The sequence below is a fragment of the Paraburkholderia sp. UCT70 genome (assembly GCF_050434085.1).
Taxonomy (GTDB): domain Bacteria; phylum Pseudomonadota; class Gammaproteobacteria; order Burkholderiales; family Burkholderiaceae; genus Paraburkholderia; species Paraburkholderia tuberum.
The window spans coordinates 3570306-3593486 of record NZ_JBNPVZ010000004.1; the positions used below are offsets into that span (position 1 = coordinate 3570306).

Sequence of the window (23181 nt, forward strand, 5' to 3'; positions counted from 1 at the left end):
ATGTTCGTATTGCAACTGGGCCTGATCGGGTTGTGTATCGCGTTGCTGCCGTTGTCCTATGTGTGGGTCAAGGCCGACGACAACAAATTCCGCAAACTGGTCTGGCTCACCACCTTCCTGACGCTCGATCTCGTGATGTTCGGCGGCTTCACGCGCCTCACCGATTCGGGCCTCGGCTGCCCGGATTGGCCCGGCTGCTACGGCACGTCGTCGCCGTTCATCGCGCACGCGGCGATCTCCGCGGCCTATCAGGCGTTGCCGAGCGGCCCCGTCAGCATGACGAAGGCGTGGATCGAAATGATCCATCGCTACTTCGCGATGGCGATCGGCGTGCTGATCATCGCGCAGACGATCATTGCCTGGACGGCGCGTATCAAGCGTCGTCCGCTGCATGTGTCACCGTGGTGGCCGACCTCGCTGCTGCTGCTGATCGTCGTGCAGGGCGTGTTCGGCGCGTGGACCGTGACCATGAGGCTGCAGCCGATCATCGTAACCACGCATCTGCTGCTCGGCCTGGCGCTGCTCGGCACGCTCGGCTGGCTCGCGGCGCGCTTGACGCCGCTGCCGGCCTACGAGCCCGAGGCCGCGCGCTGGCGCGTGGCCGCGCTCGCGGGTCTCGCGCTACTGGTGCTGCAAATCGCGCTCGGTGGCTGGGTCAGCACGAACTACGCGGTGCTCGCGTGCACCGACTTCCCGACCTGCAACGGCCAATGGATTCCGCCGATGGACTTCGCGCACGGCTTCCACCTGTGGCGCGCGCTCGGCATGACCGGCGACGGCGACGTGATCACGCAGGATGCGCTGGTCGCGATTCACTGGACGCATCGCACGTTCGCGTTCGCTGTGATCGCCTATCTGGTGTGGTTCGCGTTGAAGATGCGGCGCTTCGAGTCACTGCGGCGACCCGCCAACGGCGTGCTGCTGGTGGTGCTGATCCAGTTCGTCACCGGCTTGTCGAACATCGTGCTGCAATGGCCGTTACCGATTGCGGTCACCCATAACGGCGGGGCCGCGATCCTGCTGCTGCTGCTCGTTATGTTAAACTTTCGGATCGCTTATAGCCGTCCCGGCCGCGCCGCGCTCCCTGCGCGCGAAGCCGCGCCAGCGTGACTCACATGGACAGCACAACACTCTCCCAAACGCCCGGCAGCCGGGTCTCCCAATTTCTCGCACTGACCAAGCCGCGTGTTACGCAGCTTGCGGTGTTCTGCGCGGTCATCGGCATGTTCCTGTCGACGCCGGGCATGGTGCCATGGACCGTACTGATCGGCGGCACGGTCGGCATCTGGCTGCTGGCCGGCGCCGCGTTCGCGATCAACTGCCTCGTCGAGCAGCAGATCGACGCCAAAATGCGCCGCACGTCGTGGCGTCCGTCCGCGCGCGGCGAAATCTCCACCCCGCAGATCCTGCTGTTCTCGGCCGTGCTCGGCGGCCTCGGCATGTGGACGCTGTACACGTTCGCCAATCCGCTGACCATGTGGCTCACGCTCGCCACGTTCGTCGGTTATGCGGTCATCTATACGCTGCTGCTGAAGCCAGCCACGCCGCAGAACATCGTGATCGGCGGCGCGTCGGGCGCGATGCCGCCCGCGCTCGGCTGGGCCGCGGTAACGGGCCACGTGCCCGGCGACGCGTGGATCCTCGTGCTGATCATCTTCGTGTGGACCCCGCCGCATTTCTGGGCGCTCGCGCTGTATCGCCGCAAGGACTACGAAAACGCCGGCCTGCCGATGCTGCCGAACACGCACGGCGAAAAGTACACGCGCCTGCATATCCTTCTCTACACGGTCATCCTGTTCGCGGTCACGCTGATGCCGTTCATCTCCGGCATGAGCGGCGTCGTGTATCTCGCGTCGGCGGTGCTGCTCGGCGCCGTGTTTCTCGCTTATGCGTGGAAGATCTTCCGGGAGTATTCGGACGAGCTCGCGCGCAAAACCTTCCGTTATTCGATCGTCTATCTGTCGCTGCTGTTCGCCGCGCTGCTGATCGACCACTACGCGCGCGTTGTGATAGGCGCGTAACACCATGCACAACAATCGCTTTGCGCGCATTGCGCGCGCCGCTGTGATGGCTTGCGCGCTCGGCGCGACGCTGGGCGGCACATTGCTGATGACGGGTTGCGGCAAGCAGCCGCCGGCTTTTACGAATCTCGACATCACCGGCAATACGCAATTCGCCAGCGATTTCTCGTTGCCCGACACGTCCGGCAAGATCCGCACGCTTGCCGACTACAAAGGCAAGGTCGTCGTGCTGTTCTTCGGCTATACGCATTGCCCGGACGTCTGCCCGACCACGATGGCTGAGCTGTCACAGGCATTGCAGCAACTCGGTCCGGAGGACGCGAAGCGCGTGCAGGTGCTGTTCGTCACCGTCGACCCCGAGCGCGATACGCCGCAGTTGCTCGCGCAATACGTGCCGGCGTTCAATCCGAGCTTCGTGGGCTTGCGTCCCGCCAGCGAAGAACAGCTCGCGAAGGTCGCGAAAGACTTCCGCGTGTACTACGCGAAGGTCCCGGGCAAGACGCCCGACAGCTACACGATGGACCACACGGCCGCGAGCTATGTGTTCGACACGGACGGCAAGCTGCGTCTGTTCGCGCGCGATGGCCAAGGCGCGACACCATGGGTGCATGACATCAAGCTGCTGCTTGATTGACGCGCATCGCAGGCGGTTTTTTAAAGCGGCGCCGCTCACGCCTCCCCGCATCCATCCCCTCTTCGCAACTCGCACTCAGACCGGAATCGGCAAATTCAGCCCCGGCGCGAGACGCGTCGTCTTGAACTCCGTCACCTCGTAACGCGCGAGCTGTTGCAGTGCGAACGGATCGCTCGCGAGAATGCGATCCAGCCTGTCGCGCTCAATACGAACCGCGAGGATGATGCCGCCGTCGCGCGGCACTTTCGGCCCGGCCGCGACGAAGATGCCCGCGTCGAACTGCTCCGCGAGAAACGCGCGATGCGCGTCGAGCGCGTCGTCGATACGATCGAGGGGGGCGGTGTAGATCAGGTTGATCACGTACATGGTCGTTCTCAGAGGCGGGTGAGTAGGCCGTGCGCGGCTACGGCTCTGGATTATCGGTCAGCCGCGGGTTTTGCGTTGCGCTAGCCATTGCGCTTGCGCTCCGCATAACCATATGCGGTAAGGGTATTTCCCAACTTGCCGCCCATATGAAACAATTTTGGGCTTGGCCGACGGCGCGCCAGCACGAACCGGAGCGCCGCCCATTTCATCCGACTCCGACATCGATCGGAGCCATCGACTCAAACGTCGAACCGCAACAGCGAGAATTACATGCAGCGCAGAAATATCCTCAAAGCCCTCACCGCAGTCGTCGCCGGTGCGGCGATCCTGACCAGCTTCGGCGCACACGCCGACGACAAGGTCATCAAGGTCGGCACGATCGGCGGCCCGGACGCGCAGATCTGGGAAGTCGTCACCAAGGTCGCGAAGCGCGAAGGCCTGAACGTGAAGGTCGTCGAGTTCAACGACTACATTCAGCCGAACGCCGCGCTCGACGCGGGCGACCTCGACGCCAACAGCTTCCAGCACCAGCCGTACCTCGATAGCCAGATCAAGCAGCGCGGCTACAAGCTCGTCAACGCGGGCCTCACGTACATCTCGCCGCTCGGCGCGTACTCGAAGAAGCTGAAGTCGTTGAAGGACCTGCCGCAGGGCGCGAAGGTCGCGGTGCCGAACGATCCGTCGAACGAAAATCGCGCACTGCTGTTGCTGCAGGCGCAAGGGCTGATCAAGCTGAAGGCCGGCGCGGCCACGGGCGGCAACAACGCGACGCCGCTCGATGTCGTCGACAATCCGAAGAAGATCAAGTTCGTCGAGCTCGACGCAGCGCAACTGCCGCGTTCGCTCGCCGACGTCGACGCCGCCGTCATCAATACGAACTTCGCGCTGGCCGCTGGCCTGCAGCCGACCAAGGACGCGATCGCGCTCGAAGACATCCACAGCCCGTACGCGAACCTGATCGCCGTGCGCGCGAAGGACAAGGATCAGTCATGGGTGAAGAAGCTGGTCGCGGCGTATCAGTCGGAAGACGTGCGCCAGTTCATCAAGACGCAGTTCAAGGGTTCGATGGTGCCGTCGTTCTAAGCGACGCGTTCAGCGCGATCGCAAGCGCAGCCGCATGGGCACCAGGAAAAGCACGCGCCGTACAGGCGCGTGCTTTTTTTATAGCTCCAGCTCCCATCTTTCGATCGTCAGATCCTGGCCGAAGCGGCGCTGCGCCGCGCTGCCGGCCAACTCGAACCCAGCGCGCTCGCAAAGCCGCCGTGGCTCCGCCAATGCGCTCGCGGTGGTCAGCGTGAGCTTCGTGTAGCCCGCGCGCCGCGCGAAGCGCACGCATTCGCTGAGCAACTGCGTGCCGATGCCGAGCCTCCGCACGTCCGGTTCGACCCACAGCAGGCGCACGCCCGCGACCGTCGTCGAGACCCCGACGAGGCAAACCGAGCCGACCACCAGACCCTCCTGTTCGGCGATCCAGCACTTCTCGCGCAGCGGATCGTTGCGCTGCGCGTACTCGGCGACGACGCGCGCGAGCAAGCCCTCGAACGTGTGATCCCAGCCGTACTGCGCGGCGAACCACTGCGCCTGACGATGCACGAGCCAGCCACATTCGCCGGCGCGCGGCTGACGCAGCACCACGAGCTCGTGGTTCGGCTTGTCGCCGAGCAGGCGCTCGATCAGCTTCATCGCGGCGATCAACTGCTCCTGCGATAGCGCGCTGAGTCTGTCGAGCATGCCGAGTGCTTCGTGGATGGCGGCGGCGTCGAGCGGCGCGTAGATCGCGTGGCCGTGCTCGGTGAGCGCGATCAGCGACTGGCGTGCGTCGGTGTCGGATGGACGGCGCGTGATCAGCTCGCGTCGCTCGAAACTGGTCAGCAGGCGGCTCAGATAGCCGCTATCGAGCCCGAGCGCGCGCCCGAGCACCGACGCGGTCTGCGCGCGGGCGCGCGATAGCTCGTGCAACACGCGCACTTCCGTCAGCGAGAACTCGCTTCGAGCCAGATGCTCGTGCAGGGCACCGATGCATTGGGTATAGAAGCGATTGAAATGGCGGACGGCCTGAGCGCGCCGCAGCGCCTCGGAATCTGTCAAGGGCGGCTCCCGGGACTTTTTATGGTCGGTACAGCGCACTATATCGGCACGACCCTTATTTACAAAGCCGCTCCATTGCAGCGAGACGCCAACTCGTATTAAACAGGTATTGATCATTTGGGCAGTTTTGATACCACTAGAAGCCGATAACGACTCGCTGGTATCGTCAAATGCGTGCGGTGCGGGAAAGTCCTGGTCTGCAATTTCCTCCGACGGAGCCTTTGAATTCCGCTGTGATCCCCACGCAGCAAGGTTTACGGGGATCCGGGTCGACATGGAATCAGTCCGTTGACTGGTATTATGTTGGTTATATAATGGGCTCTCAATTTTCCGGGCCGTACTGCTCACGGCGTCCTTGGAGCCCCATGGAAACTCGCTGGTCCGCATTGATGCCTGACGTGCGTAACGTCACGCCGCTCTACCTGCAGCTCGCGCGCAACCTGGCGACGGCGATCCATTGCGGCGTCTGGTCGGCCGGCGAGGCGTTGCCGTCCGAGCGCACGCTGTCCGACGCGATCGGCGTGTCGCGCATCACCGCGCGCAAGGCGATCGAGCTATTGGTCGAGCAGGGGCTGATCCGGCGCTCGCGCGGCGCGGGCAGCTTCATCACGCCGCGCGTCGAAGATCCGCTGTCGCGTCTCACCGGCTTCACGAAGAAGATGCAGCAGCGCGGTTTCCGGCCCGATTCGGTCTGGCTCGAACGCGACGTGCGCGCCGCCAATCGCGACGAACTGCTGCACCTCGGCTTGTCGCCCGGCGCGGCCGTCACGAGCCTGCGGCGGCTGCGGCGCGCGGACGGCATCGTGATGGCGGTCGAACATTCGGCGTTGCCGGTCGCGATCGTGCCTGATCCGCTCGTGATCGGCGACTCGCTATACAGCTATCTCGAGCAGCGCGGCGCGGCGGTCGTGCGCGCGTTGCAGCACTTCCGCGCGGTCAACGCGTCGAGCGAAATCTCCGCGCTGATGGACATCGAACCGCGCACCGCGCTGCTGGTCATCACCCGGATCGGCTACAGCGCGGATCAACGCGCGATCGAGCTGACCGACACCTATTGCCGCGACGACTACTACGACTTCGTCGCTGAATTGCGCACCTGAGCTGCGCGGCCCTCGCAGGCCGCAAGTCCGGCGGATGCCATTTGCCGCATACGTATCACGCACCAGAGAGACTCATGCTGACCGGAAACATACTCACCACCGAAGGGTGGATCCACGGCACGCTCGAATACGAAAACGGCCGCATCACGACCCTGTCCGGCGAGCGCGTCGATCCGTCGACGAACGACGCACCGTACATCCTGCCCGGCTTCATCGATCTGCACGTGCATGGCGGCGGCGGCGCCGACGTGATGGAAGCTGGCGACGCGATCGAAACGATCACCCGCACGCATGCGCGCTACGGCACCACGAGCCTGCTCGCAACGACCATGACCGCGCCGCGCGACGAGCTGATGAACGTCGTCGCCGGGCTCGGCAACGTCACGCGGGTGCGCACGCCGGGTTGCGCGCGCGTGCTCGGCGTGCATCTGGAAGGACCGTACATCAACCCCGGCAAGCTCGGCGCGCAGCCCGACGCGGCGGTATCGGCGGTGTTGGACGAGGTGCTCAGATATCTGTCGATCGCGCCGATCCGCGTCGTTACGCTGGCGCCCGAGATCGCCGGCCACATGGAGATCATCTCCGAGATGGCGGCGCGCGGCGTACGCGTGCAGCTCGGCCATTCGCTCGGCACCTACGACGACGCGGTCGCCGCGCTCAAGCACGGCGCGTGCGGCTTCACGCATCTGTTCAACGCGATGTCGCCGCTGCATCACCGCAACCCTGGCCTCGTCGGCGCTGCGCTTGCGCACGCCGAATACGCCGAAATCATTCCCGACCTGCTGCACGTGCATCCGGGGGCGATCCGCACCGCGCTGCGCGCGATTCCGCGCCTGTATGTGGTGACGGACAGCACGTCGGCTACCGGCATGCCCGACGGCGAATACCGCCTCGGCAGCCAGCACGTAACCAAGTGCCTCGGCGGCGTACGTCTGGCCGACGGCACGCTTGCGGGCAGCACGCTGACGATGGATCAGGCGCTGCGCAATCTCGTCTCGATCGGCTTGCCGATCGCCGATGTATCCCACCGTTTGTCACGCTACGCCGCCGACTATCTCGGCATCGAGGACCGCGGCCGCATCGTGCGCGGCGCGTGGGCCGACGTGGTCGTATTCGACCGCGAACTGGCGCTGAGCGCGACCTATGTCGAAGGAGAAGCCATTGTCGAATATGCTTAAGGAAGCGCTCGCGTCCGCCGCAACAGTAGCCGAGCAGCTCAAGGACACCTCGCGCGTCGCGGCGCTCGCCGCGAAGCTTGCGCAACAGCCGCGCCATGTCGCGCTGACCGTCGCGCGCGGCAGCTCGGACCATGCAGCCAGCTACTTTGCATCCCTGACGATGAGCCGCCTCGGCGTGCCGGTTGCGTCGCTGCCGATGTCGGTCGCGACGCTGCAGCAGGCGCCGCTGCAGGTGCGCGACCAGCTTGCGCTCGCATTTTCGCAATCGGGCAAGAGCCCCGACCTCGTCGGCACGATGAACGCGTTGCGCGCGGCCGGCGCATTGACGGTCGCCGCCGTGAACGCACCGAGCTCGCCGCTCGCCGACGCGTGCGAATGGCATCTGCCGCTCGTAGCCGGTCCCGAGCTGAGCGTCGCGGCGACCAAGAGCTATATCGCCATGCTGTCGATCTCCGCGCAGCTGGTTGCGCATTGGCAGAACGACGCCGAGTTGCTCGATGGACTGAATACGCTGCCCAACGCGCTGGAACGCGCGGGCCGGCTCGACTGGTCGATGGCCGTGAACGAGTTGCGCGGTATCGAACGGATGATCGTGATTGGCCGCGGTCTTGGCCTCGCGATCGCGCAGGAAGCCGCGCTGAAGCTGAAGGAAACTTCCGGCATCCAGGCCGAAGCGTTTTCGAGCGCGGAAGTGCGTCATGGTCCGATGGAGCTGATCGACCGCGACTATCCGCTGCTCGTGTTCGCGCCGCGTGGCCCGGAGCAGGCGGGTCTGCTGCAACTCGCGCACGACATGAGCGCGCGCGGCGCGCGCGTGCTGCTCGCGGCGCCCGATGACGTCACGCAAGCCTCGCTGCCGCTCGTCGCCACCGCACACGCGGCGCTCGATCCGATCGCCGCCATCCTGTCCTTTTACGTGATGGCCGCGGATCTTGCCGCCGCGCGCGGGCGCAATCCCGACGCGCCTCGCCATCTCAACAAAGTCACCGAAACTCACTGACGAGAATGGCGATGCGACGTGTCGAGAAATCCAACCTGATGAGTCATTCCGAGAATCACATTGTTTTGCTTGCACCGCTGACCGGCCCGGTCGTGCCGCTCGCGAAGGTGCCGGACCCGGTGTTTTCGGGCGGCATGTTCGGCGACGGCATCGGCGTCGATCCGCTCGAGGGGCGGCTCGTCGCGCCATGCGACGGCGTCGTCACGCATCTCGCGCGCACCGGCCACGCGGTAACGCTCGAGAGCGCCGAGGGCGCGCAGATTCTGCTGCATATCGGTATCGACACCGTCGGGCTGAACGGCAAGGGTTTTGCGCCGATGGTCGGGCAGGGCGCGCACGTGCACGCCGGCGACGTGCTGATCGAGTTCGATCAGGATCAGATCGTGCTGAATGCGCCGAGCCTCGTCTCGGTGATCGCGATTGCGAATTCGGATGCGTTCGAGATCATCGAGCGGGCGCCGAACGGGCATGTCAAGGCCGGCGAAACGACGCTGCTGGTGCTGCGGGCGCGCGAGGGCGTCAGCCACGACGCGGTGCGCGAGGCGAGCGCCGCGCACGTGATGGACGAAGCGCGCCGGCAGATCACGCTGACGCACGCGGGCGGCCTGCATGCGCGGCCCGCGGCGCGGGCGCGCGAAGCGGCGCGCGGCTTCGACGCACGGGTCGAGGTGCGCTACGACGGGCGCAAGGCGCCGATCGAAAGCGTGGTGGGTCTGCTGGGACTCGGTGCCGGCGAAGGCGCAAGCGTCGAGTTGCTCGGCGTCGGTCCGCACGCGCAGGCGGCGGTCGATGCAATCGCTGACGAACTGACGCGCGAAGCGCACGGCGAGGTCGAACCGAAGCGCGAACAGAAAGCGGCGCGGCCAGCGGCCGCACCGGCGGCAGTCGTTGCGGCGCCCGCCGCGGGCGAGCCGCCCGCGCCGAACACGCTCGCGGGCGTGTGCGCCGCGCCGGGCATCGCGCTCGGCAAGCTGGTGCGCTGGGACGACGCGGATCTCGAGCCGCCGGAGCAGGCGAGCGGCACGTCGGCGGCGGAAAGCCGTCTGCTCGACAAGGCGATCGCGATCGTCGACGCCGATCTCGACACGATCGTGCGCGATGCGTCGCAACGCGGCTCGGTCGGCGAGGCGGGGATTTTCGCGGTGCATCGCGTGCTGCTCGAAGATCCGACACTGCTCGACGCCGCGCGCGATCTGATCTGCCTCGGCAAGAGCGCCGGTTTTGCGTGGCGTGAAGCGATCCGCGCGCAAGCAGGCATTCTGAGTAATGTGGAGGACGCACTGCTCGCCGAGCGGGCCGCCGATCTGCGCGACATCGAAAAGCGCGTGCAGCGCGCGCTCGGCTACACGAGCAGCGCGGCTCGCACGCTGCCGGACGAGGCGGTGCTCGCGGCCGACGAATTCACGCCGTCGGATCTGTCGTCACTCGATCGCACGCGCGTGACCGCGCTCGTGATGGCACGCGGCGGCGCGACCTCGCACGCGGCGATTCTCGCGCGTCAGGCGGGCATTCCGGCGCTGGTCGCGGTCGGCGACGCGTTGCATGCGATACCCGAGGGCACTCAGGTGGTGGTGAACGCGAGCACCGGCCGGTTCGAATTCGCGCCGACCGAACTCGACATCGAACGCGCGCGACGCGAACGCAGCCGCCTCGGCGACATGCGCGAAGCGAATCGCCGCACCTCGCAGCAGGCAGCGGCGACCTCCGATGGTCGCGCGATCGAAGTGGCCGCCAACATCGCCACACTCGACGACGCGAACGCCGCGGTCGACAACGGCGCGGACGCGGTCGGCCTGCTGCGCACCGAGCTGCTGTTCATCCACCGCCCGGCCGCGCCGAGCGCGGACGAGCATCGCCACAGCTATCAGGCGATCGTCGATGCGTTACGCGGCCGCGCCGCGATCATCCGCACGCTCGACGTCGGCGCGGACAAGGAAGTCGATTATCTGACGCTGCCGCCCGAGCCGAACCCCGCGCTCGGCCTGCGCGGCGTGCGCCTCGCGCAGGTGCGCCCCGATCTGCTCGACGACCAGCTGCGTGGCCTGCTCGCGGTCCGTCCGGTCGGCGCCGTACGCATCCTGCTGCCGATGGTCACCGATGCGGGCGAACTGATCCGCATCCGCAAGCGTATCGACGAGCTTGCACGCGAAGCGGGTAGATCGGAGCCGGTCGAAGTTGGCGTGATGATCGAAGTGCCGTCGGCTGCATTGCTCGCCGATCAGCTCGCGCAGCACGCCGATTTCCTGTCGATCGGCACCAACGACCTGACCCAATACACGCTCGCGATGGACCGCTGCCAGCCCGATCTCGCGGCGCAGGCGGACGGCCTGCATCCGGCGGTGCTGCGCCTGATCGCGGCGACCGTCGAAGGTGCCGCGAAGCACGGCAAATGGGTCGGCGTGTGCGGCGCGCTCGCCGGCGACCCGCTCGCGATGCCGCTGCTGGTGGGCCTAGGTGTGACCGAGCTGTCGGTCGATCCGGTCTCCGTGCCAGGCATCAAGGCACGCGTGCGCACGCTCGACTTTCAGCTGTGTCGCCAGCGCGCCCGCGAAGCGCAAGCGCTCGACTCGGCGCAGGCGGTCAGAGCCGCAAGCCGCGCCACGTGGCCCCTCGATTGAAACACTAACGAATTTGAGAACCCGCACGCCGTGCGCCCGGCAGCACGTCTGCCTTCACGCGCGGCGCGATTCTCCGTATAGCTGCACCACTCAACCAAGACGTACCCCTACGAGACAAAATTGGAGATACCGATGGATGGAAATCCGTTTCTGAAGATTCAGCGCCTGGGACGCGCGCTGATGCTGCCGATCGCGGTGCTACCGGTGGCCGGCCTGTTGCTGAGGCTCGGCCAGCCCGACGTGTTCAACATCAAGATGATCGCCGATGCGGGCGGCGCGATCTTCGACAACCTGCCGCTCCTGTTCGCGATCGGCGTGGCGGTCGGCTTCGCGAAAGACAACAACGGCGTCGCGGGTCTGGCTGGCGCGATCGGCTATCTGGTGCAGATCGCGGTGATGAAGGACATCAACGACAAGCTCAACATGGGCGTGCTGTCGGGGATCATCGCGGGGATCGTCGCGGGGCTGCTGTACAACCGCTACAAGGACATCAAGCTGCCCGACTACCTGGCGTTCTTCGGCGGCAAACGCTTCGTGCCGATCGTGACAGGGGTGGTCTGCGTGGTGCTAGGCATCGTATTCGGGCATGTGTGGGAGCCGGTGCAGAACGCGATCGACGTGGCCGGCCACTGGCTGACGACGGCCGGCGCGCTCGGCGCCTTCGTGTTCGGCGTGCTGAACCGGCTGCTGCTCGTCACGGGCTTGCATCACATCCTCAACTCGCTGACGTGGTTCGTGTTCGGCACCTTCACGCCGGCGGGCGGTGCGCCCGTCACGGGCGACCTGCACCGCTTCTTCGCTGGCGATCCGACCGCGGGCACCTTCATGACCGGCTTCTTCCCGGTGATGATGTTCGGCCTGCCGGCCGCATGTCTCGCGATGTATCACGAGGCGCCGAAAGAGCGTCGCGCGATGGTGTTCGGCCTGCTTTTCTCGATGGCGCTCACGTCGTTCCTGACCGGTGTGACCGAGCCGATCGAGTTCAGCTTCATGTTCCTCGCGCCGGTGCTGTATGCAATCCACGCGCTGCTGACAGGTCTGTCGCTCGCGATCTGCTCGGCGCTCGGGATTCACCTCGGCTTCACGTTCTCGGCGGGCTTCATCGACTACGTGCTGAACTTCGGTCTGTCGACGAAGGGCTGGTGGGCGATTCCGCTCGGCATCGTGTACTCGGTCGTGTACTACGGTCTGTTCCGCTTCTTCATCCGTAAGTTCAACATGGCGACGCCGGGCCGTGAGCCCGCCGCTGCCGACGAGCAGGTCGAGTCGTTCGCGGCGGGCGGTTTCGTCGCGGCGGCGGCTGGTGCGGCCGTGCCGCGTGCGCAGCGCTATATAGCGGCGCTCGGTGGCGCGGCGAATCTGTCGGTCGTGGATGCGTGCACGACGCGTCTGCGTCTGTCTGTCGTCGATACGGACAAGGTCTCCGAAAGCGAACTGAAGTCGATCGGTGCGCGCGGTGTGCTCAAGCGCGGCACGAACAACGTGCAGGTGATCATCGGACCGGAGGCGGACATCATCGCCGATGAGATGCGTACGGCGATCGCGCAGGGTCGGGGCGACGCGGTGAAGGTGGCGGGTGCTGCTGTGTCGGCGCCGGCTGCTGCCGCGGCGGCTACCGCTGCCGCGCCGGTCGCGCGAAACGCTGGGCACGCCGATGACGCGCAAGGCGGTCCGCTCGATCCCGATCCGCTGCGCTGGCTCGCCGTGCTCGGCGGCGCGGGCAACGTGATATCGCTCGATGCGGTCGCGGCGACGCGTCTGCGCGTGGTCGTGCGCGATCCGTCGGTGGTCGATCGTCAGCGCCTCGCGACGCTCGATATCGCGTGGGTGTCGACCGACACGTTCCATATCGTCGTCGGCGAGGCCGCGCAGCGCTATGCGCAGAAGCTGGCCGAGCGCCTGTCGTCGCAAGGCGGCGGCGCGGGCGCGGCGCCGGTGCCGGCGTGACCGGTTGATGGCTGTCGAGCGCTGTTGAGTTGCACGGCGATCGCAGCACGCCAATAAAAAAGCGGCACCTGGTCCCAAGGTGCCGCTTTCGCGTTTACGACGAGAGCGTGGCGCCTAGCGAGTCCCCCGCTTTGCCGAGCGCGCCACCTCGCGCGATTCGAGCCACATCACATTGATGACACCAAACGCCAGCGCGACGCCAACGCCGAGAATCCAACTGAAATACCACATCACCACGCCTGTTTTCTGTTGAAGCGTCGTGCCGGTCAATACATCGAATGGTGGTTTTCCTTGATCGCCGCGGCGGTCACCTTGCCGCGCATCACGCGATACACCCAGCCCGTATAGAGCAGGATGATCGGCAGGAACACGATGACGGCGAATAGCATGATCTCGAGCGTCATGCGGCTCGATGTGGAATCCCACATGGTCAGGCTGCTGCGGCCGTCGAGCGACGAAGGCATGATGAACGGGAACATCGAGAAGCCCGCGGTCAAGATCAAGCCGACGATCATCAACGACGTCGACAGAAACGCCGTCGCCTCGAAGCGCGAACGCGCGAGCAGCACCGCGAGCACCCCGCCGACGAGACCCGCGAGCGGCGCAATCGCCATCCACGGGTAGAGCGCGTAGTTGTTCAGCCACAAACCCGGCGCGCCGATCACGGTCTTCATCAACGGATTGGAGACGGCGTCGAGCGGCGGCGCATCGACGATCTGATAGCCGCCGATCATCGTCGCGACGAGCGCGCCCGCGACGAGAAACAGCACCACCGTGCACAGCGCCGCGAGCCGCAGCGCCTTCGATGCGCGCTCGTGAACCACGCCATCGGTCTTCCACTTGACGAACGCGGCGCCGTGCGCGGCCAGCATCGACACGCTGACGAGTCCCGTCAGCAGCGCGAACGGATTGAGCAGGCCGAAGAAGCTGCCGCGATAGGTGACGCGCAGATCGGTATCGAACGAGAACGGCACGCCTTGCAGCAGATTGCCGAACGCGACACCGAACACCAGCGCCGGCACGAAGCCGCCGATAAAGAGGCCCCAGTCCCACGCGTTGCGCCAGCGCGGATCCTCGCGCTTGCCGCGATAGTCGAAGCCGACCGGGCGGAAGAACAGCGCGAACAGCACGAGCAGCATCGCGAAGTAGAATCCCGAGAAGGATGCCGCGTAGGCGAGCGGCCACGCGGCGAACATCGCGGCGGCCGCGGTCACGAACCAGACCTGGTTGCCTTCCCACGTCGCGCCGACCGTGTTCACGACGATGCGTCGCTCGGAGTCGGTGTTGGCGATGAACGGCAGCAGGATCGCCGCGCCCATGTCGAAGCCGTCGGTGAGCGCGAAGGCGATCAGCAGTACACCTATCAATACCCACCAGATCAGTCTGAGAACTGCGTAGTCCATATGGGTTTCTCCTTCGGGGCGGTGCAGCGGTGCGTCATGCGGCCGTGTTCGACAGTGGCTGCGTCACCGGCTGTCCGTTCTCGTGGTGATAGCGGCCCGTATGCAGCGACGAAGGGCCGAGCCGCGCGTACTTGAACATCAGCATGATCTCGATGACGAACAGCCCCGTGTAGAACAGCACGAAGCCGCCGATGCTCAGATACAGATCGCGCGGCGTCAGCGTCGACGCGGCCAGGTTGGTCGGCAGAATGCCCGCGATGCTCCACGGCTGGCGGCCCATTTCCGCGACGATCCAGCCGAGCTCGGCGGCGAGCCACGGCAGCGGAATCGCGATGACTGCCCAGCGCAGAAACCAGCGGCGCTTTTCGAGCAGCAACGTGCGCTGCGCGCAGAACCAGAAGGCGAGCACGAAGGTGGCGAGGAACAGCAGGCCAAGGCCGACCATCGTGCGGAACGAGAAGAACAGTGGCAACACCGGCGGAACCGTGCTTCTTGCCGCCGCGGCGATCTGGTCTGGCGTCGCGTCGATGACGTTCGGCGTGAACCGCTTGAGCAGCAGGGCGTAGCCGAGATCGTCCTTGTACTTGTCGAATTCCGCATGTGCCTCGTCGCTGGAGTCGCCGCCCTTTAACCGCTGCAACGCAGAATAGGCGAGCATGCCGTCCTTGATGCGACCTTCGTTTTCGGCGATCAGGTCGCGCAGGCCGACCACGGGTTCGTCGAGCGAGCGGGTCGCGATAATGCCGAGCGCGTACGGCACACGGATCGCATAGTCGGTGCGTTGCTCTTTCTGATTGGGGATGCCAAATATCGTGAACGGTGCTGGCGCGGGCGCGGTCTCCCATTCGGATTCGATCGCGGCGAGCTTGATCTGCTGGACTTCACCGGTGCGATAGCCGGATTCGTCGCCCAGCACGATCACGCACAGCGCCGACGCGAGGCCGAAGCCGGCGGCGATCGCGAACGAGCGCAGCGCGAACTCGGTGTCGCGGCGCTTCAACAGATACCACGACGACACGCCGAGTACGAACATCGCCGCGGTCACGTATCCAGCTGATACCGTGTGCACGAACTTGACCTGTGCAACCGGGTTGAAGATCACCGAGCCGATGCTGTCGAGCTCCATGCGCATCGTCTGATAGTTGAACTTCGCGCCGACCGGATTGTTCATCCAGCCGTTGGCAATCAGAATCCACAGCGCCGACAGGTTCGAACCGAGCGCGACACAGAACGTGACGATCAGATGCTGGATTTTTGACAATCTGTTCCAGCCGAAAAAGAACAGACCGACGAACGTCGATTCGAGGAAGAACGCCATCAGCCCTTCGACGGCGAGCGGCACGCCGAAAATGTCGCCGACGTAATGCGAGTAATAAGCCCAGTTGGTGCCGAACTGAAACTCGAGCGTGAGGCCGGTCGCGACGCCCATTGCAAAGTTGATGCCGAACAGCTTGCCCCAGAACTGCGTCATGTCCTTGTAGATCTGCTTGCCGGTCATCACGTAGACCGATTCCATGATGACGAGCAACCAGGCGAGACCGAGCGTGAGCGGCACGAACAGAAAGTGATAAAGCGCCGTGATGGCGAACTGGAACCGCGACAGTTCTACGACTTCGCTAACGGGCATGTTGATCACCTCGAGACGGATGCGGGGCGGGCACCGACAGCAGCGCCTGCGCGACCTGCTCAGGCGGCAGCATCATGTGCTGCGCCTGTGGATGATTGAAGAATGTGTACTTGAGCGCCATCAGTAGGACGAACTTGATGGCGAGGATGATGGCGATATCGCGCGCCAGCGTTGGACCGCGCACCCACCTGGTGAACCGGCCGCGCAAGCGCGACCGGACAGTGCTGCTGCGATTGAGGGCTATGGTCATGATCGGTCGAAGACGACTTCACGCCGGTGAGTCCGGCTGGATCCAGACCGCCCTGGCCGTCAGGCAGTCTGGCGAATGCATGCCGATTGTAGGAGGTGAACCTCGCGCGCTCAGGTTTAGCCATGCGGCAACACGTCGCGAAACTTGCCGCGTCTGTGCAGTATTGCTACCGGACTTGCGATACGTCAAGAAAGGCTTACCGGCCTCGACAGGCCGGCTTGCGGGTAGGCCGACGCGAAGCGCGGCCGCGGGGACGCAAGAAAGGGCGAAAAGAATGAAAAAGCCCCGCCGTCTTGCGAGGGCGGGGCTTGAGCGCGATGGTCGCTAAATGGCGCGACCGATTAACGCGTGTCGTTTCTACCTATGTCATGGGCGGGACACAATTGACGCGCGCATGGCTTCGACGCTTTACGCGTATTCGGTCAGCGCGCCGCGCATTTTCTTCATCGCGCTGGCTTCGATCTGGCGGATACGTTCGGCCGACACACCGAACTCGTCGGCCAGCTCGTGCAACGTGGAGCCGCCCGAGCCGTCGTCGGCCACCTTCAGCCAGCGCGCTTCGATGATGCGGCGGCTGCGCGGATCGAGCGCGTCGAGCGCGCTTGCGATGCCGTCGCTTTGCAGCCGGTCGCGCTGACGCGAAGCCAGCGCGGCAGTCGGCTCACTATGCGAGTCGGCCAGATAGGCGATTGGCGCGTACGACTCCTCGCCGTCTTCGACCTGACCTTCGAGCGCGATATCGCCGCCCGACAGACGCGTCTCCATCTCCGCGACCTCTTCGCGCTTCACGTTCAGCTCCTTCGCGAGACCGTCGATCTCGTCCGGCGTGAACGCGCCAAGCCCCTGCTTGTGGCTGCGCAGGTTGAAGAACAGCTTACGCTGCGCCTTGGTGGTGGCGACCTTCACCATGCGCCAGTTGCGCAGGATGTACTCGTGGATCTCGGCCTTGATCCAGTGCATCGCGTATGACACGAGGCGCACGTTTTGCTCGGGATCGAAGCGCTTGACCGCTTTCATCAGGCCGATGTTGCCTTCCTGGATCAGGTCGGCGTGGGGCAACCCGTAACCGAGGTAGTTACGCGCGATGGACACGACGAGTCGCAGGTGCGACAGCACCAGGCGGCGCGCAGCCTCCAGATTGTCGTGTTCGCGCAATTCGGTGGCGAACTGGCGTTCCTCCGCCGGCGTCAGCATCGGAATCCGGTTGACCGCCTGGATGTAGGCGTCGATGTTGCCCAGGTGACCGGACAGCAGCGAGGAATGCGAGAGCGCCAGTGCACCTGCCGGAGCGGCCTTAGCCGACGACGGGCTCAAAGTACTCGGAAGGGTCATTGCATGGCTCACGTGTGAAGCTCCTTTGGAATCAGACAATAGCGTACTCAGTAAACGACTCCAGCGATGGATGTTAGCACTCAGATCTGCCGAGTGCTAATACTTAGAGGTCGCAGGGGCATCCGAGTTCCCGAAAATCCTATTGAGTTTTGACTTCTAATAGCCATCATACGCTCTATTTGCCTTGCGCGTTGGACCCGTACAAAGTACCGCCCGGAGCACTTGCACGCTCATGTTTGACTGACATGTCCCCTGTTTTAAAGAGAATAATTGCTGCTTATGGGCATTATCTGGGAAATACCTGCTCCTGAATTCGTGCCTGGAATAAAGGGGGCGCTCGCTTAATACTCGGCAGTATGGGGGACGGATGAACAGGCAGAATCTTGTGGTGCGTGGGCTTACTCTACTTACTCTAAAAGGCACGTTTGCCGTTCTGCTCGTTCTGCTGTTGGGTGCAGCGGGCCCGTCCCAAGCTGAGCAGTTCGGCGTGCAGGTGGCCGCCGGCGTCGGCGACCATCACGTCAGGACGCTCGATCTCGGCGTGGTCTGGGATCCAAACCTGATCTGGTGGCAGATCGGCGACTGGCATTTCGCGCTGCTCGGCGAGGCGCATGTCGCGTGGTGGCACATCAATGAGGGAAACGTTCACGACAACATCGGCGAGATCGGCGTGACGCCGGTGATCCGCTTCATCAGGTCGTCGGGTTCGGTGCGGCCATTCATCGAGGTGGGTGCCGGCGTCCGGCTGCTGACCAGCCCGCGCATTTCTTCGGACTTCACGCTGGGCACCTCGTTCCAGTTCGCCGAGATGGCGGGCGTCGGGTTGCAGTTCGGCGCTCGTGAGCAGTATGTCGCCGGCTACCGCTTCCAGCATGTCTCCAATGGCGGTATCAAAGAGCCGAATCCTGGTATAAATTTCAGCCAGCTATATTTGCAATATCACTTCTGACCGTGGCCGCCTGCGGCTCGCGGTGTTCGAGGGGCTCTGCAATGGCGGCAAAGATGATCGAAGCGATCCGCGGGCTCGAGCGAGAGCGTTTTCGCGCGATGGTCGATGGCGATGGGCAGTCGCTCGACACGCTGCTCGCGGACAACGTGAGCTACGTCCATACGAATGGCAAGCGCGAGACGAAGCGGCAGTTCATCGACGGGATCACCGCGGGGCGCCGTCGTTATCGGCAAATCGAGGTGCAGTCGCAGGATGTCTTGCCGGCCGGGCGCGAGACCTACGTCGTCACGGGCCGCGCGCTGATCGAGATTGAGGCGAACAACGGCGCGCTCCTGTTTCCGATTGCCTATACCGCGATTCACACGCACGAAGACGGGCAGTGGCGACTGATCGCGTGGCAGGCGACCCGTTGCGCGCTCGAGTGAGATTCTCATCGGGCGGGCGCGCCTCGTGAGCGCGTCTCCAGCGGCAGCGGAATGCGGGTGTGCACTCCGCTGCAGCAGGCTCGAGGCCCAACGCGAATTCACGCGGTCGCGCATTCGCCAGCTTTGTCGCGGCTGTTCGCGCCGTGCTCGTCTACATCGGCATCCGCGTCGCGCGCCTCGCGCGTGCCGCGCATCGCTACCTCTCCCGCATACGGATGCCGCGCCGCAACCGGAAGCCGCGTGCAGCGTTCCGCCACGCGCCTGATCGTCGCGAGATCCGAGAAATCCAGACCGCTGTCGATACCCATTGCGTCGAGATTCATCGCGACTGTGACGAGATCGACGTTGCCGGTGCGCTCGCCATTGCCGAACAGACAGCCTTCGATGCGATCCGCGCCCGCCAGCAGCGCGAGCTGCGCCGCGGCCACGGCGGTGCCGCGATCGTTGTGCGGATGCACCGACAGCACGATGCTGTCGCGGTAACCGAGGTTGCGATGCATCCATTCGATCTGGTCGGCGAACACGTTCGGCGTGGCCGCTTCGACGCTTGCCGGCAGGTTGACGATCATCTTGTGATCGCGCGTAGGCCGCCACGTTTGCGCGAGCGCGTCGCACACCTCGCGCGCGAACGGCAGCTCGGTCGTGTTGAAGGTCTCGGGCGAGTACTGGAAGGTCCAGCGCGTGCCCGGCCGCGCCTGCGCGTGTTCCTTGATGAGGCCCGTGCCTTCGACGGCAAGCGCCTTGATCTCATCCTTCGGCTGCTGAAACACGATGCGCCGGAACGACGGGCAGATCGCGTTGTACAGATGCACAATCGCGCGCGGCGCGCCTTCGAGCGCGTCGAACGTGCGTGCGATCAGCTCCGCGCGCGACGGCACGAAGACTTCGATCGTGACGTCGTCGGGAATGCGTCGCTCGTCGATCAGCTTGCGCACGAAGTCGAAATCGGTGTGCGACGCCGACGGAAAGCCCACTTCGATTTCCTTGAAACCGATCGCGACCAGCATCTCGAAGTATTCGAGCTTCTGCGCAGCGTTCATCGGTTCGATCAGCGCCTGATTGCCGTCGCGCAGGTCCGTGCTCATCCAGACGGGTGCGGCGTCGACCGTGCGACTCGGCCATTTGCGGCCGGTCAGCCGGACGGCGGGAAAAGGGCGGTACTTTTCAGCGGGATTGCGCAACACGGTGAGGTGCCTCATTCGTGGTGTCGTCGGCGGAGGGTGGGGACGTCGAGCGGTTGGCCGACTGTTCACGCATGCACGCTGCGGATGCTGCCCATGCAACGTACATTTGATCCTCTCGCATCGTCCGCGCGGTAAACGGACGAATGCAAACGACGACAGGTTGTGGAGAACTACGACGGGGGCGAAGCGAAACTGCGGGAACTACGGGGAGGACCGCCGACGGCAACCGGAGCTGCCAGCGCGCGGCGCTACGCGAGACTTACGCCAGGCGTAGCGATAGGGGCCGCGCCAGGCGGCCGGAGATAATTCGGAGGGTGTTCGGAAGGGAACGCATGAGGCCAAATGTATGACGGCGTGCGTTGGCCTGTCAACCCGCGGCCGTCAGGCCGCCGTCTTCGCGATATCGACGATCAGCTCGACCTGCCGCTCGAGCGCGCCAGGCACCGGCGCTTCGCCGCGCAGCACGGCGTCGATCCAGGCGGCCGTGGTCGCCGCGTCGCGCGCTTCGGGCAGCTCGACTTCGGGCGCATCGGGCGACGAGCGCTCGTGCGGCAGCCGCGTCTCGCAGATGCCGTCATGCAGCCAGTCGACCTGCACCTGGCGGCGAGTATCGGCGACCGCCTCGCCTTCGGTGCCGCGCGCGAGTAGCGCACCGCCGACGGCCGCATCGGGATGCGTGACGAACAGCTGAGTGAGACTGTCGCGATACGGCGGATGCGTGTAGTTCACGAGCCGCAATCCCGCGGGCGCGAACGGCTGCAGCAGCTTCACAAGCGTATGCGTCGAATTGCGCACGCCCATGCGCCGGCGCAGCGCGAGCAGGCGCGCGAGCTTGGGAGCCAGTACGTCGATCGAGGCGAACGCCACGCGGCGCTCCGCAAGTCCAGCTTCGATCTGCGCGTGCGACTGCGCATGGGCGATGCGCAGATGTGTGAAGATTTCCGCGCTCGTCACCCGACCCAGATCCTCGGTGACGCCGTGTACCAGCACCGGCACGCCTTCGCGGGCGAGCAGCAGCGCGAGCAGCGGCACGAGGTTCGGCTGCTTGCGCGCGCCGTTGTACGACGGAATCGACACCGGCCGAAACGCGCCGTGCGGCAGCCGCACCGGCTCGAACGACGTATGCGCGGCGGCCAGCATCGCGGCGAGTTCGTCGGCGGTTTCGCCTTTCACGCGATACGCGAGCAGCACCGCGCCGAGTTCGAGATCGTCGACGCGGCCGTCGAGCATCGCGGTGTAGAGCGAGCGCGTGTCGTCGGCGGTCAGCGCGCGGGCGCCATTCGGGCCGCGGCCGATTTCCTTGATGAATCGGGCCCAGGGGAAGGGAGAAGTGGTATCGGTGGAGTCGGTCATCGTGCGCAAGAGGCGGGTGGCGTGCCGCGCCTGGCGGTTCGCTACGCCATTCGGGGAACAGTTCGGTGTGAGTATCGCATCTATGGCGAGCGGGCGAACAGCAACGAAGCGGGCACGCAGTGGCGCGCGACGGGCCGCCTGACACGCCCCCGCGCCGTGCCGCGCGTTAAACTCGATGTTTCTCGCCGCCTCGGCGGCGCACATCGGAAAACGGAGAACGGGATGAGTTACGTATTTGCACCCGCACCGCAGGTCGCGGTGCCGGTCGTGGGGTCGAGAGAGCAGTTCGCGGTGCGCCGCATCTACTGCGTGGGGCGCAACTACGAGGCGCACGCGCGTGAAATGGGCCACGACCCGGACCGCGAGCCGCCGTTCTTCTTCACGAAGCCGGCCGATGCGATCGTGTACGTCGCGCCGGGCACGACCGGCGAATTCCCGTATCCGTCGCAGACCAGGAACGTCCATTTCGAAATGGAAATGGTCGCGGCGATCGGCGAGGGCGGCAAAGACATCCCCGTCGACCGCGCGCTCGACCACGTCTACGGCTACGCGCTCGGTCTCGACATGACGCGCCGCGACCTGCAAGGCGAAGCGAAGAAAATGGGTCGTCCGTGGGATACCGCCAAGGGCTTCGATCACTCGGCGCCGCTCGGCCCGATCCATCCGGCTTCGACGGTTGGTCACATCGGCAAAGGCGAGATCTGGCTGTCGGTGAATGGCGAGGACAAGCAGCGCGCGGATGTGTCGCAGCTGATCTGGTCGGTGGCCGAGACGATCGCGTATCTGTCGACGCTGTTCGAACTGCGGCCTGGCGACCTGATTTTCACCGGCACGCCGGAAGGCGTCGGCGCGGTCGCGAAGGGTGACCTGATGAAGGGCGGCGTGGATGGGCTCGGCGAGTTCAGCGTGCGCGTCGTCTGAGACGGCTTGCGTGCAGGTGGAGGAGGCAGACAACATGAAGCTCTACAGCTATTTCCGTAGCTCCGCGTCGTATCGCGTGCGCATCGCGCTGAACGTGAAGAACCTGTCGTACGACTACGTACCCGTGCACCTCGTGCGCGAAGGCGGCGAGCAGCTGAAGCCCGAGTATCGCAAGATCAACCCGGACTGCATCGTGCCGACGCTCGCCGACGGCAGTCATTTGCTGCCGCAGTCGCTCGCGATCATCGAGTACCTCGAGGAGACGCACCCGGAGCCGCCGCTGCTGCCGAAGGCGCCGCTCGATCGCGCGTATGTGCGCTCGGTGGCGCTGCAGGTCGCGTGCGAGATTCATCCGTTGAACAATCTGCGCGTGCTGCGCTATCTGAAGCACACGCTGCGAGTCGACGACGACGCGAAGGACGCGTGGTACCGGCACTGGATCGACGCGGGCTTCGCGACGCTGGAGACGCATCTTGCCGGCGACGCGCGCACCGGCAAACTGTGTTTCGGCGACGCACCGACAGTCGCCGACGCGTGCCTGATTCCGCAGGTATTCAACGCGCAGCGCTTCAAGGTCGACACCGCAAAGTTTCCGACGATCCAGCGCATCTACGATCACGCGATGCAACTCGATGCGTTCGCGCGCGCGGCGCCGGGCGTGCAGCCGGACGCGGAGTGAGCCCGGGATCGCTGACACGTCGAGGGCAGCTTGAAACGAAAAAAGGGCGCTCCGCGGAGTGCCCTTTTCCTTTGGTTCGCCGCGAGCGCCGAGCGCCGCAACGATC

At 65.1% G+C, this 23181-nt stretch carries 21 protein-coding genes and 1 pseudogene; 13 read left to right on the top strand and 9 right to left on the bottom strand.

What is annotated here, in order from left to right; translation table 11 throughout:
* The 3 genes from OKW41_RS42225 to OKW41_RS42235 are packed head-to-tail and all read left to right on the top strand — an operon-like array spanning position 1 to position 2655.
* The gene (locus tag OKW41_RS42225; protein ID WP_429576101.1) at positions 1-1110 is read left to right on the top strand and encodes a COX15/CtaA family protein; all 1110 of its coding nucleotides are present in this window, start codon (positions 1-3) and stop codon (positions 1108-1110) included.
* A 5-nt stretch (positions 1111-1115) separates the two neighbouring features.
* On the top strand, positions 1116-2021 hold the full coding sequence (cyoE, locus tag OKW41_RS42230; protein WP_429576102.1) for a heme o synthase: 906 nt from the start codon (positions 1116-1118) through the stop codon (positions 2019-2021).
* Positions 2022-2025: 4 nt separating this feature from the next.
* On the top strand, positions 2026-2655 hold the full coding sequence (locus OKW41_RS42235; RefSeq protein ID WP_429576103.1) for an SCO family protein: 630 nt from the start codon (positions 2026-2028) through the stop codon (positions 2653-2655).
* Positions 2656-2730: 75 nt separating this feature from the next.
* On the opposite strand, the gene OKW41_RS42240 is transcribed toward OKW41_RS42235, so the two are convergent.
* Entirely contained in the window at positions 2731-3021 is a 291-nt protein-coding gene (locus OKW41_RS42240; protein WP_018419317.1) for a YciI family protein, read from the bottom strand.
* A gap of 270 nt (positions 3022-3291) precedes the next feature.
* Between OKW41_RS42240 and OKW41_RS42245 the strand changes: the two genes are divergently transcribed.
* Complete coding sequence (locus tag OKW41_RS42245) at positions 3292-4104, top strand: MetQ/NlpA family ABC transporter substrate-binding protein (protein ID WP_429576104.1); 813 nt, start codon at positions 3292-3294, stop codon at positions 4102-4104.
* A gap of 78 nt (positions 4105-4182) precedes the next feature.
* Here the strand turns inward: OKW41_RS42245 and OKW41_RS42250 are convergent, their stop codons facing one another.
* A complete protein-coding gene (locus OKW41_RS42250) occupies positions 4183-5109 on the bottom strand; it encodes a bifunctional helix-turn-helix transcriptional regulator/GNAT family N-acetyltransferase (RefSeq protein ID WP_429453343.1) in 927 nt (308 codons plus the stop codon).
* Positions 5110-5474: 365 nt separating this feature from the next.
* On the opposite strand from OKW41_RS42250, the gene OKW41_RS42255 reads away from it, so the two are divergent.
* The 5 genes from OKW41_RS42255 to nagE all read left to right on the top strand — a co-directional run bounded on the left by OKW41_RS42255 (position 5475) and on the right by nagE (position 12952).
* A complete protein-coding gene (locus OKW41_RS42255) occupies positions 5475-6209 on the top strand; it encodes a GntR family transcriptional regulator (protein ID WP_429576105.1) in 735 nt (244 codons plus the stop codon).
* A 74-nt stretch (positions 6210-6283) separates the two neighbouring features.
* Positions 6284-7387 (top strand): N-acetylglucosamine-6-phosphate deacetylase, encoded by a 1104-nt coding sequence (gene nagA, locus OKW41_RS42260; RefSeq protein WP_429453339.1) that lies wholly within the window; start codon positions 6284-6286, stop codon positions 7385-7387.
* Positions 7371-8387: an SIS domain-containing protein gene (locus OKW41_RS42265; RefSeq protein WP_429576106.1), complete on the top strand. Its 1017-nt coding sequence runs from the start codon at positions 7371-7373 to the stop codon at positions 8385-8387. The genes nagA and OKW41_RS42265 overlap by 17 nt, the downstream gene beginning before the upstream one ends.
* A gap of 11 nt (positions 8388-8398) precedes the next feature.
* The gene (ptsP, locus tag OKW41_RS42270; protein WP_429576107.1) at positions 8399-11005 is read left to right on the top strand and encodes a phosphoenolpyruvate--protein phosphotransferase; all 2607 of its coding nucleotides are present in this window, start codon (positions 8399-8401) and stop codon (positions 11003-11005) included.
* A 132-nt stretch (positions 11006-11137) separates the two neighbouring features.
* Complete coding sequence (gene nagE / locus OKW41_RS42275; protein ID WP_429576108.1) at positions 11138-12952, top strand: N-acetylglucosamine-specific PTS transporter subunit IIBC; 1815 nt, start codon at positions 11138-11140, stop codon at positions 12950-12952.
* Positions 12953-13066: 114 nt separating this feature from the next.
* Here nagE and cydX read toward each other — a convergent pair whose 3' ends face one another.
* The 5 genes from cydX to rpoH all read right to left on the bottom strand — a co-directional run bounded on the left by cydX (position 13067) and on the right by rpoH (position 17576).
* Positions 13067-13183: a cytochrome bd-I oxidase subunit CydX gene (gene cydX / locus OKW41_RS42280; RefSeq protein WP_184053981.1), complete on the bottom strand. Its 117-nt coding sequence runs from the start codon at positions 13181-13183 to the stop codon at positions 13067-13069.
* A 35-nt stretch (positions 13184-13218) separates the two neighbouring features.
* Entirely contained in the window at positions 13219-14355 is a 1137-nt protein-coding gene (gene cydB, locus OKW41_RS42285) for a cytochrome d ubiquinol oxidase subunit II (RefSeq protein ID WP_429576109.1), read from the bottom strand.
* A 34-nt stretch (positions 14356-14389) separates the two neighbouring features.
* Entirely contained in the window at positions 14390-15982 is a 1593-nt protein-coding gene (locus tag OKW41_RS42290; protein WP_429576110.1) for a cytochrome ubiquinol oxidase subunit I, read from the bottom strand.
* On the bottom strand, positions 15972-16232 hold the full coding sequence (gene cydP / locus OKW41_RS42295) for a cytochrome oxidase putative small subunit CydP (protein WP_018419327.1): 261 nt from the start codon (positions 16230-16232) through the stop codon (positions 15972-15974). Before cydP ends, OKW41_RS42290 begins: the two co-directional genes overlap by 11 nt.
* Positions 16233-16640: 408 nt before the next feature.
* Positions 16641-17576, bottom strand: coding sequence for an RNA polymerase sigma factor RpoH (gene rpoH / locus OKW41_RS42300; protein WP_429576111.1), 936 nt, complete (start codon positions 17574-17576; stop codon positions 16641-16643).
* A gap of 355 nt (positions 17577-17931) precedes the next feature.
* Here rpoH and OKW41_RS42305 point away from each other — a divergent pair, with 355 nt between their 5' ends.
* Complete coding sequence (locus OKW41_RS42305; RefSeq protein ID WP_429576112.1) at positions 17932-18513, top strand: acyloxyacyl hydrolase; 582 nt, start codon at positions 17932-17934, stop codon at positions 18511-18513.
* Positions 18514-18554: 41 nt separating this feature from the next.
* Positions 18555-18938, top strand: a complete 384-nt coding sequence (locus OKW41_RS42310; RefSeq protein ID WP_429453327.1) for a nuclear transport factor 2 family protein — start codon at positions 18555-18557, stop codon at positions 18936-18938.
* A gap of 197 nt (positions 18939-19135) precedes the next feature.
* On the opposite strand, the pseudogene OKW41_RS42315 reads toward OKW41_RS42310, so the two are convergent.
* Both OKW41_RS42315 and ybiB read right to left on the bottom strand, forming a co-directional pair.
* Positions 19136-20122: pseudogene (locus OKW41_RS42315) on the bottom strand (2-isopropylmalate synthase); the annotation flags it as partial.
* Between the two features lie 381 nt (positions 20123-20503).
* Positions 20504-21475 carry a DNA-binding protein YbiB gene (gene ybiB / locus OKW41_RS42320; RefSeq protein WP_187612613.1) on the bottom strand — a complete coding sequence of 324 codons (972 nt, stop codon included), beginning with the start codon at positions 21473-21475 and terminating at the stop codon, positions 20504-20506.
* Positions 21476-21697: 222 nt separating this feature from the next.
* Between ybiB and OKW41_RS42325 the strand changes: the two genes are divergently transcribed.
* Together OKW41_RS42325 and maiA are read left to right on the top strand one after the other, a co-directional pair.
* Entirely contained in the window at positions 21698-22396 is a 699-nt protein-coding gene (locus tag OKW41_RS42325; RefSeq protein WP_429576113.1) for a fumarylacetoacetate hydrolase family protein, read from the top strand.
* Between the two features lie 34 nt (positions 22397-22430).
* Positions 22431-23075 carry a maleylacetoacetate isomerase gene (maiA, locus tag OKW41_RS42330; RefSeq protein ID WP_429576114.1) on the top strand — a complete coding sequence of 215 codons (645 nt, stop codon included), beginning with the start codon at positions 22431-22433 and terminating at the stop codon, positions 23073-23075.
* Positions 23076-23181: the final 106 nt, after the last annotated feature.

Excerpts from the sequence above, each read along its gene's own strand:
- OKW41_RS42225 (WP_429576101.1), top strand. The coding sequence starts at position 1 with ATGTTCGTATTGCAACTGGGCCTGATCGGGTTGTGTATCGCGTTGCTG.
- cyoE (WP_429576102.1), top strand. The coding sequence starts at position 1,116 with ATGGACAGCACAACACTCTCCCAAACGCCCGGCAGCCGGGTCTCCCAA.
- OKW41_RS42235 (WP_429576103.1), top strand. The coding sequence starts at position 2,026 with ATGCACAACAATCGCTTTGCGCGCATTGCGCGCGCCGCTGTGATGGCT.
- OKW41_RS42240 (WP_018419317.1), bottom strand. The coding sequence starts at position 3,021 with ATGTACGTGATCAACCTGATCTACACCGCCCCCCTCGATCGTATCGAC.
- OKW41_RS42245 (WP_429576104.1), top strand. The coding sequence starts at position 3,292 with ATGCAGCGCAGAAATATCCTCAAAGCCCTCACCGCAGTCGTCGCCGGT.
- OKW41_RS42255 (WP_429576105.1), top strand. The coding sequence starts at position 5,475 with ATGGAAACTCGCTGGTCCGCATTGATGCCTGACGTGCGTAACGTCACG.
- nagA (WP_429453339.1), top strand. The coding sequence starts at position 6,284 with ATGCTGACCGGAAACATACTCACCACCGAAGGGTGGATCCACGGCACG.
- ptsP (WP_429576107.1), top strand. The coding sequence starts at position 8,399 with ATGCGACGTGTCGAGAAATCCAACCTGATGAGTCATTCCGAGAATCAC.
- nagE (WP_429576108.1), top strand. The coding sequence starts at position 11,138 with ATGGATGGAAATCCGTTTCTGAAGATTCAGCGCCTGGGACGCGCGCTG.
- cydX (WP_184053981.1), bottom strand. The coding sequence starts at position 13,183 with ATGTGGTATTTCAGTTGGATTCTCGGCGTTGGCGTCGCGCTGGCGTTT.
- cydB (WP_429576109.1), bottom strand. The coding sequence starts at position 14,355 with ATGGACTACGCAGTTCTCAGACTGATCTGGTGGGTATTGATAGGTGTA.
- OKW41_RS42290 (WP_429576110.1), bottom strand. The coding sequence starts at position 15,982 with ATGCCCGTTAGCGAAGTCGTAGAACTGTCGCGGTTCCAGTTCGCCATC.
- cydP (WP_018419327.1), bottom strand. The coding sequence starts at position 16,232 with ATGACCATAGCCCTCAATCGCAGCAGCACTGTCCGGTCGCGCTTGCGC.
- OKW41_RS42305 (WP_429576112.1), top strand. The coding sequence starts at position 17,932 with ATGAACAGGCAGAATCTTGTGGTGCGTGGGCTTACTCTACTTACTCTA.
- OKW41_RS42310 (WP_429453327.1), top strand. The coding sequence starts at position 18,555 with ATGGCGGCAAAGATGATCGAAGCGATCCGCGGGCTCGAGCGAGAGCGT.
- ybiB (WP_187612613.1), bottom strand. The coding sequence starts at position 21,475 with ATGACCGACTCCACCGATACCACTTCTCCCTTCCCCTGGGCCCGATTC.
- OKW41_RS42325 (WP_429576113.1), top strand. The coding sequence starts at position 21,698 with ATGAGTTACGTATTTGCACCCGCACCGCAGGTCGCGGTGCCGGTCGTG.
- maiA (WP_429576114.1), top strand. The coding sequence starts at position 22,431 with ATGAAGCTCTACAGCTATTTCCGTAGCTCCGCGTCGTATCGCGTGCGC.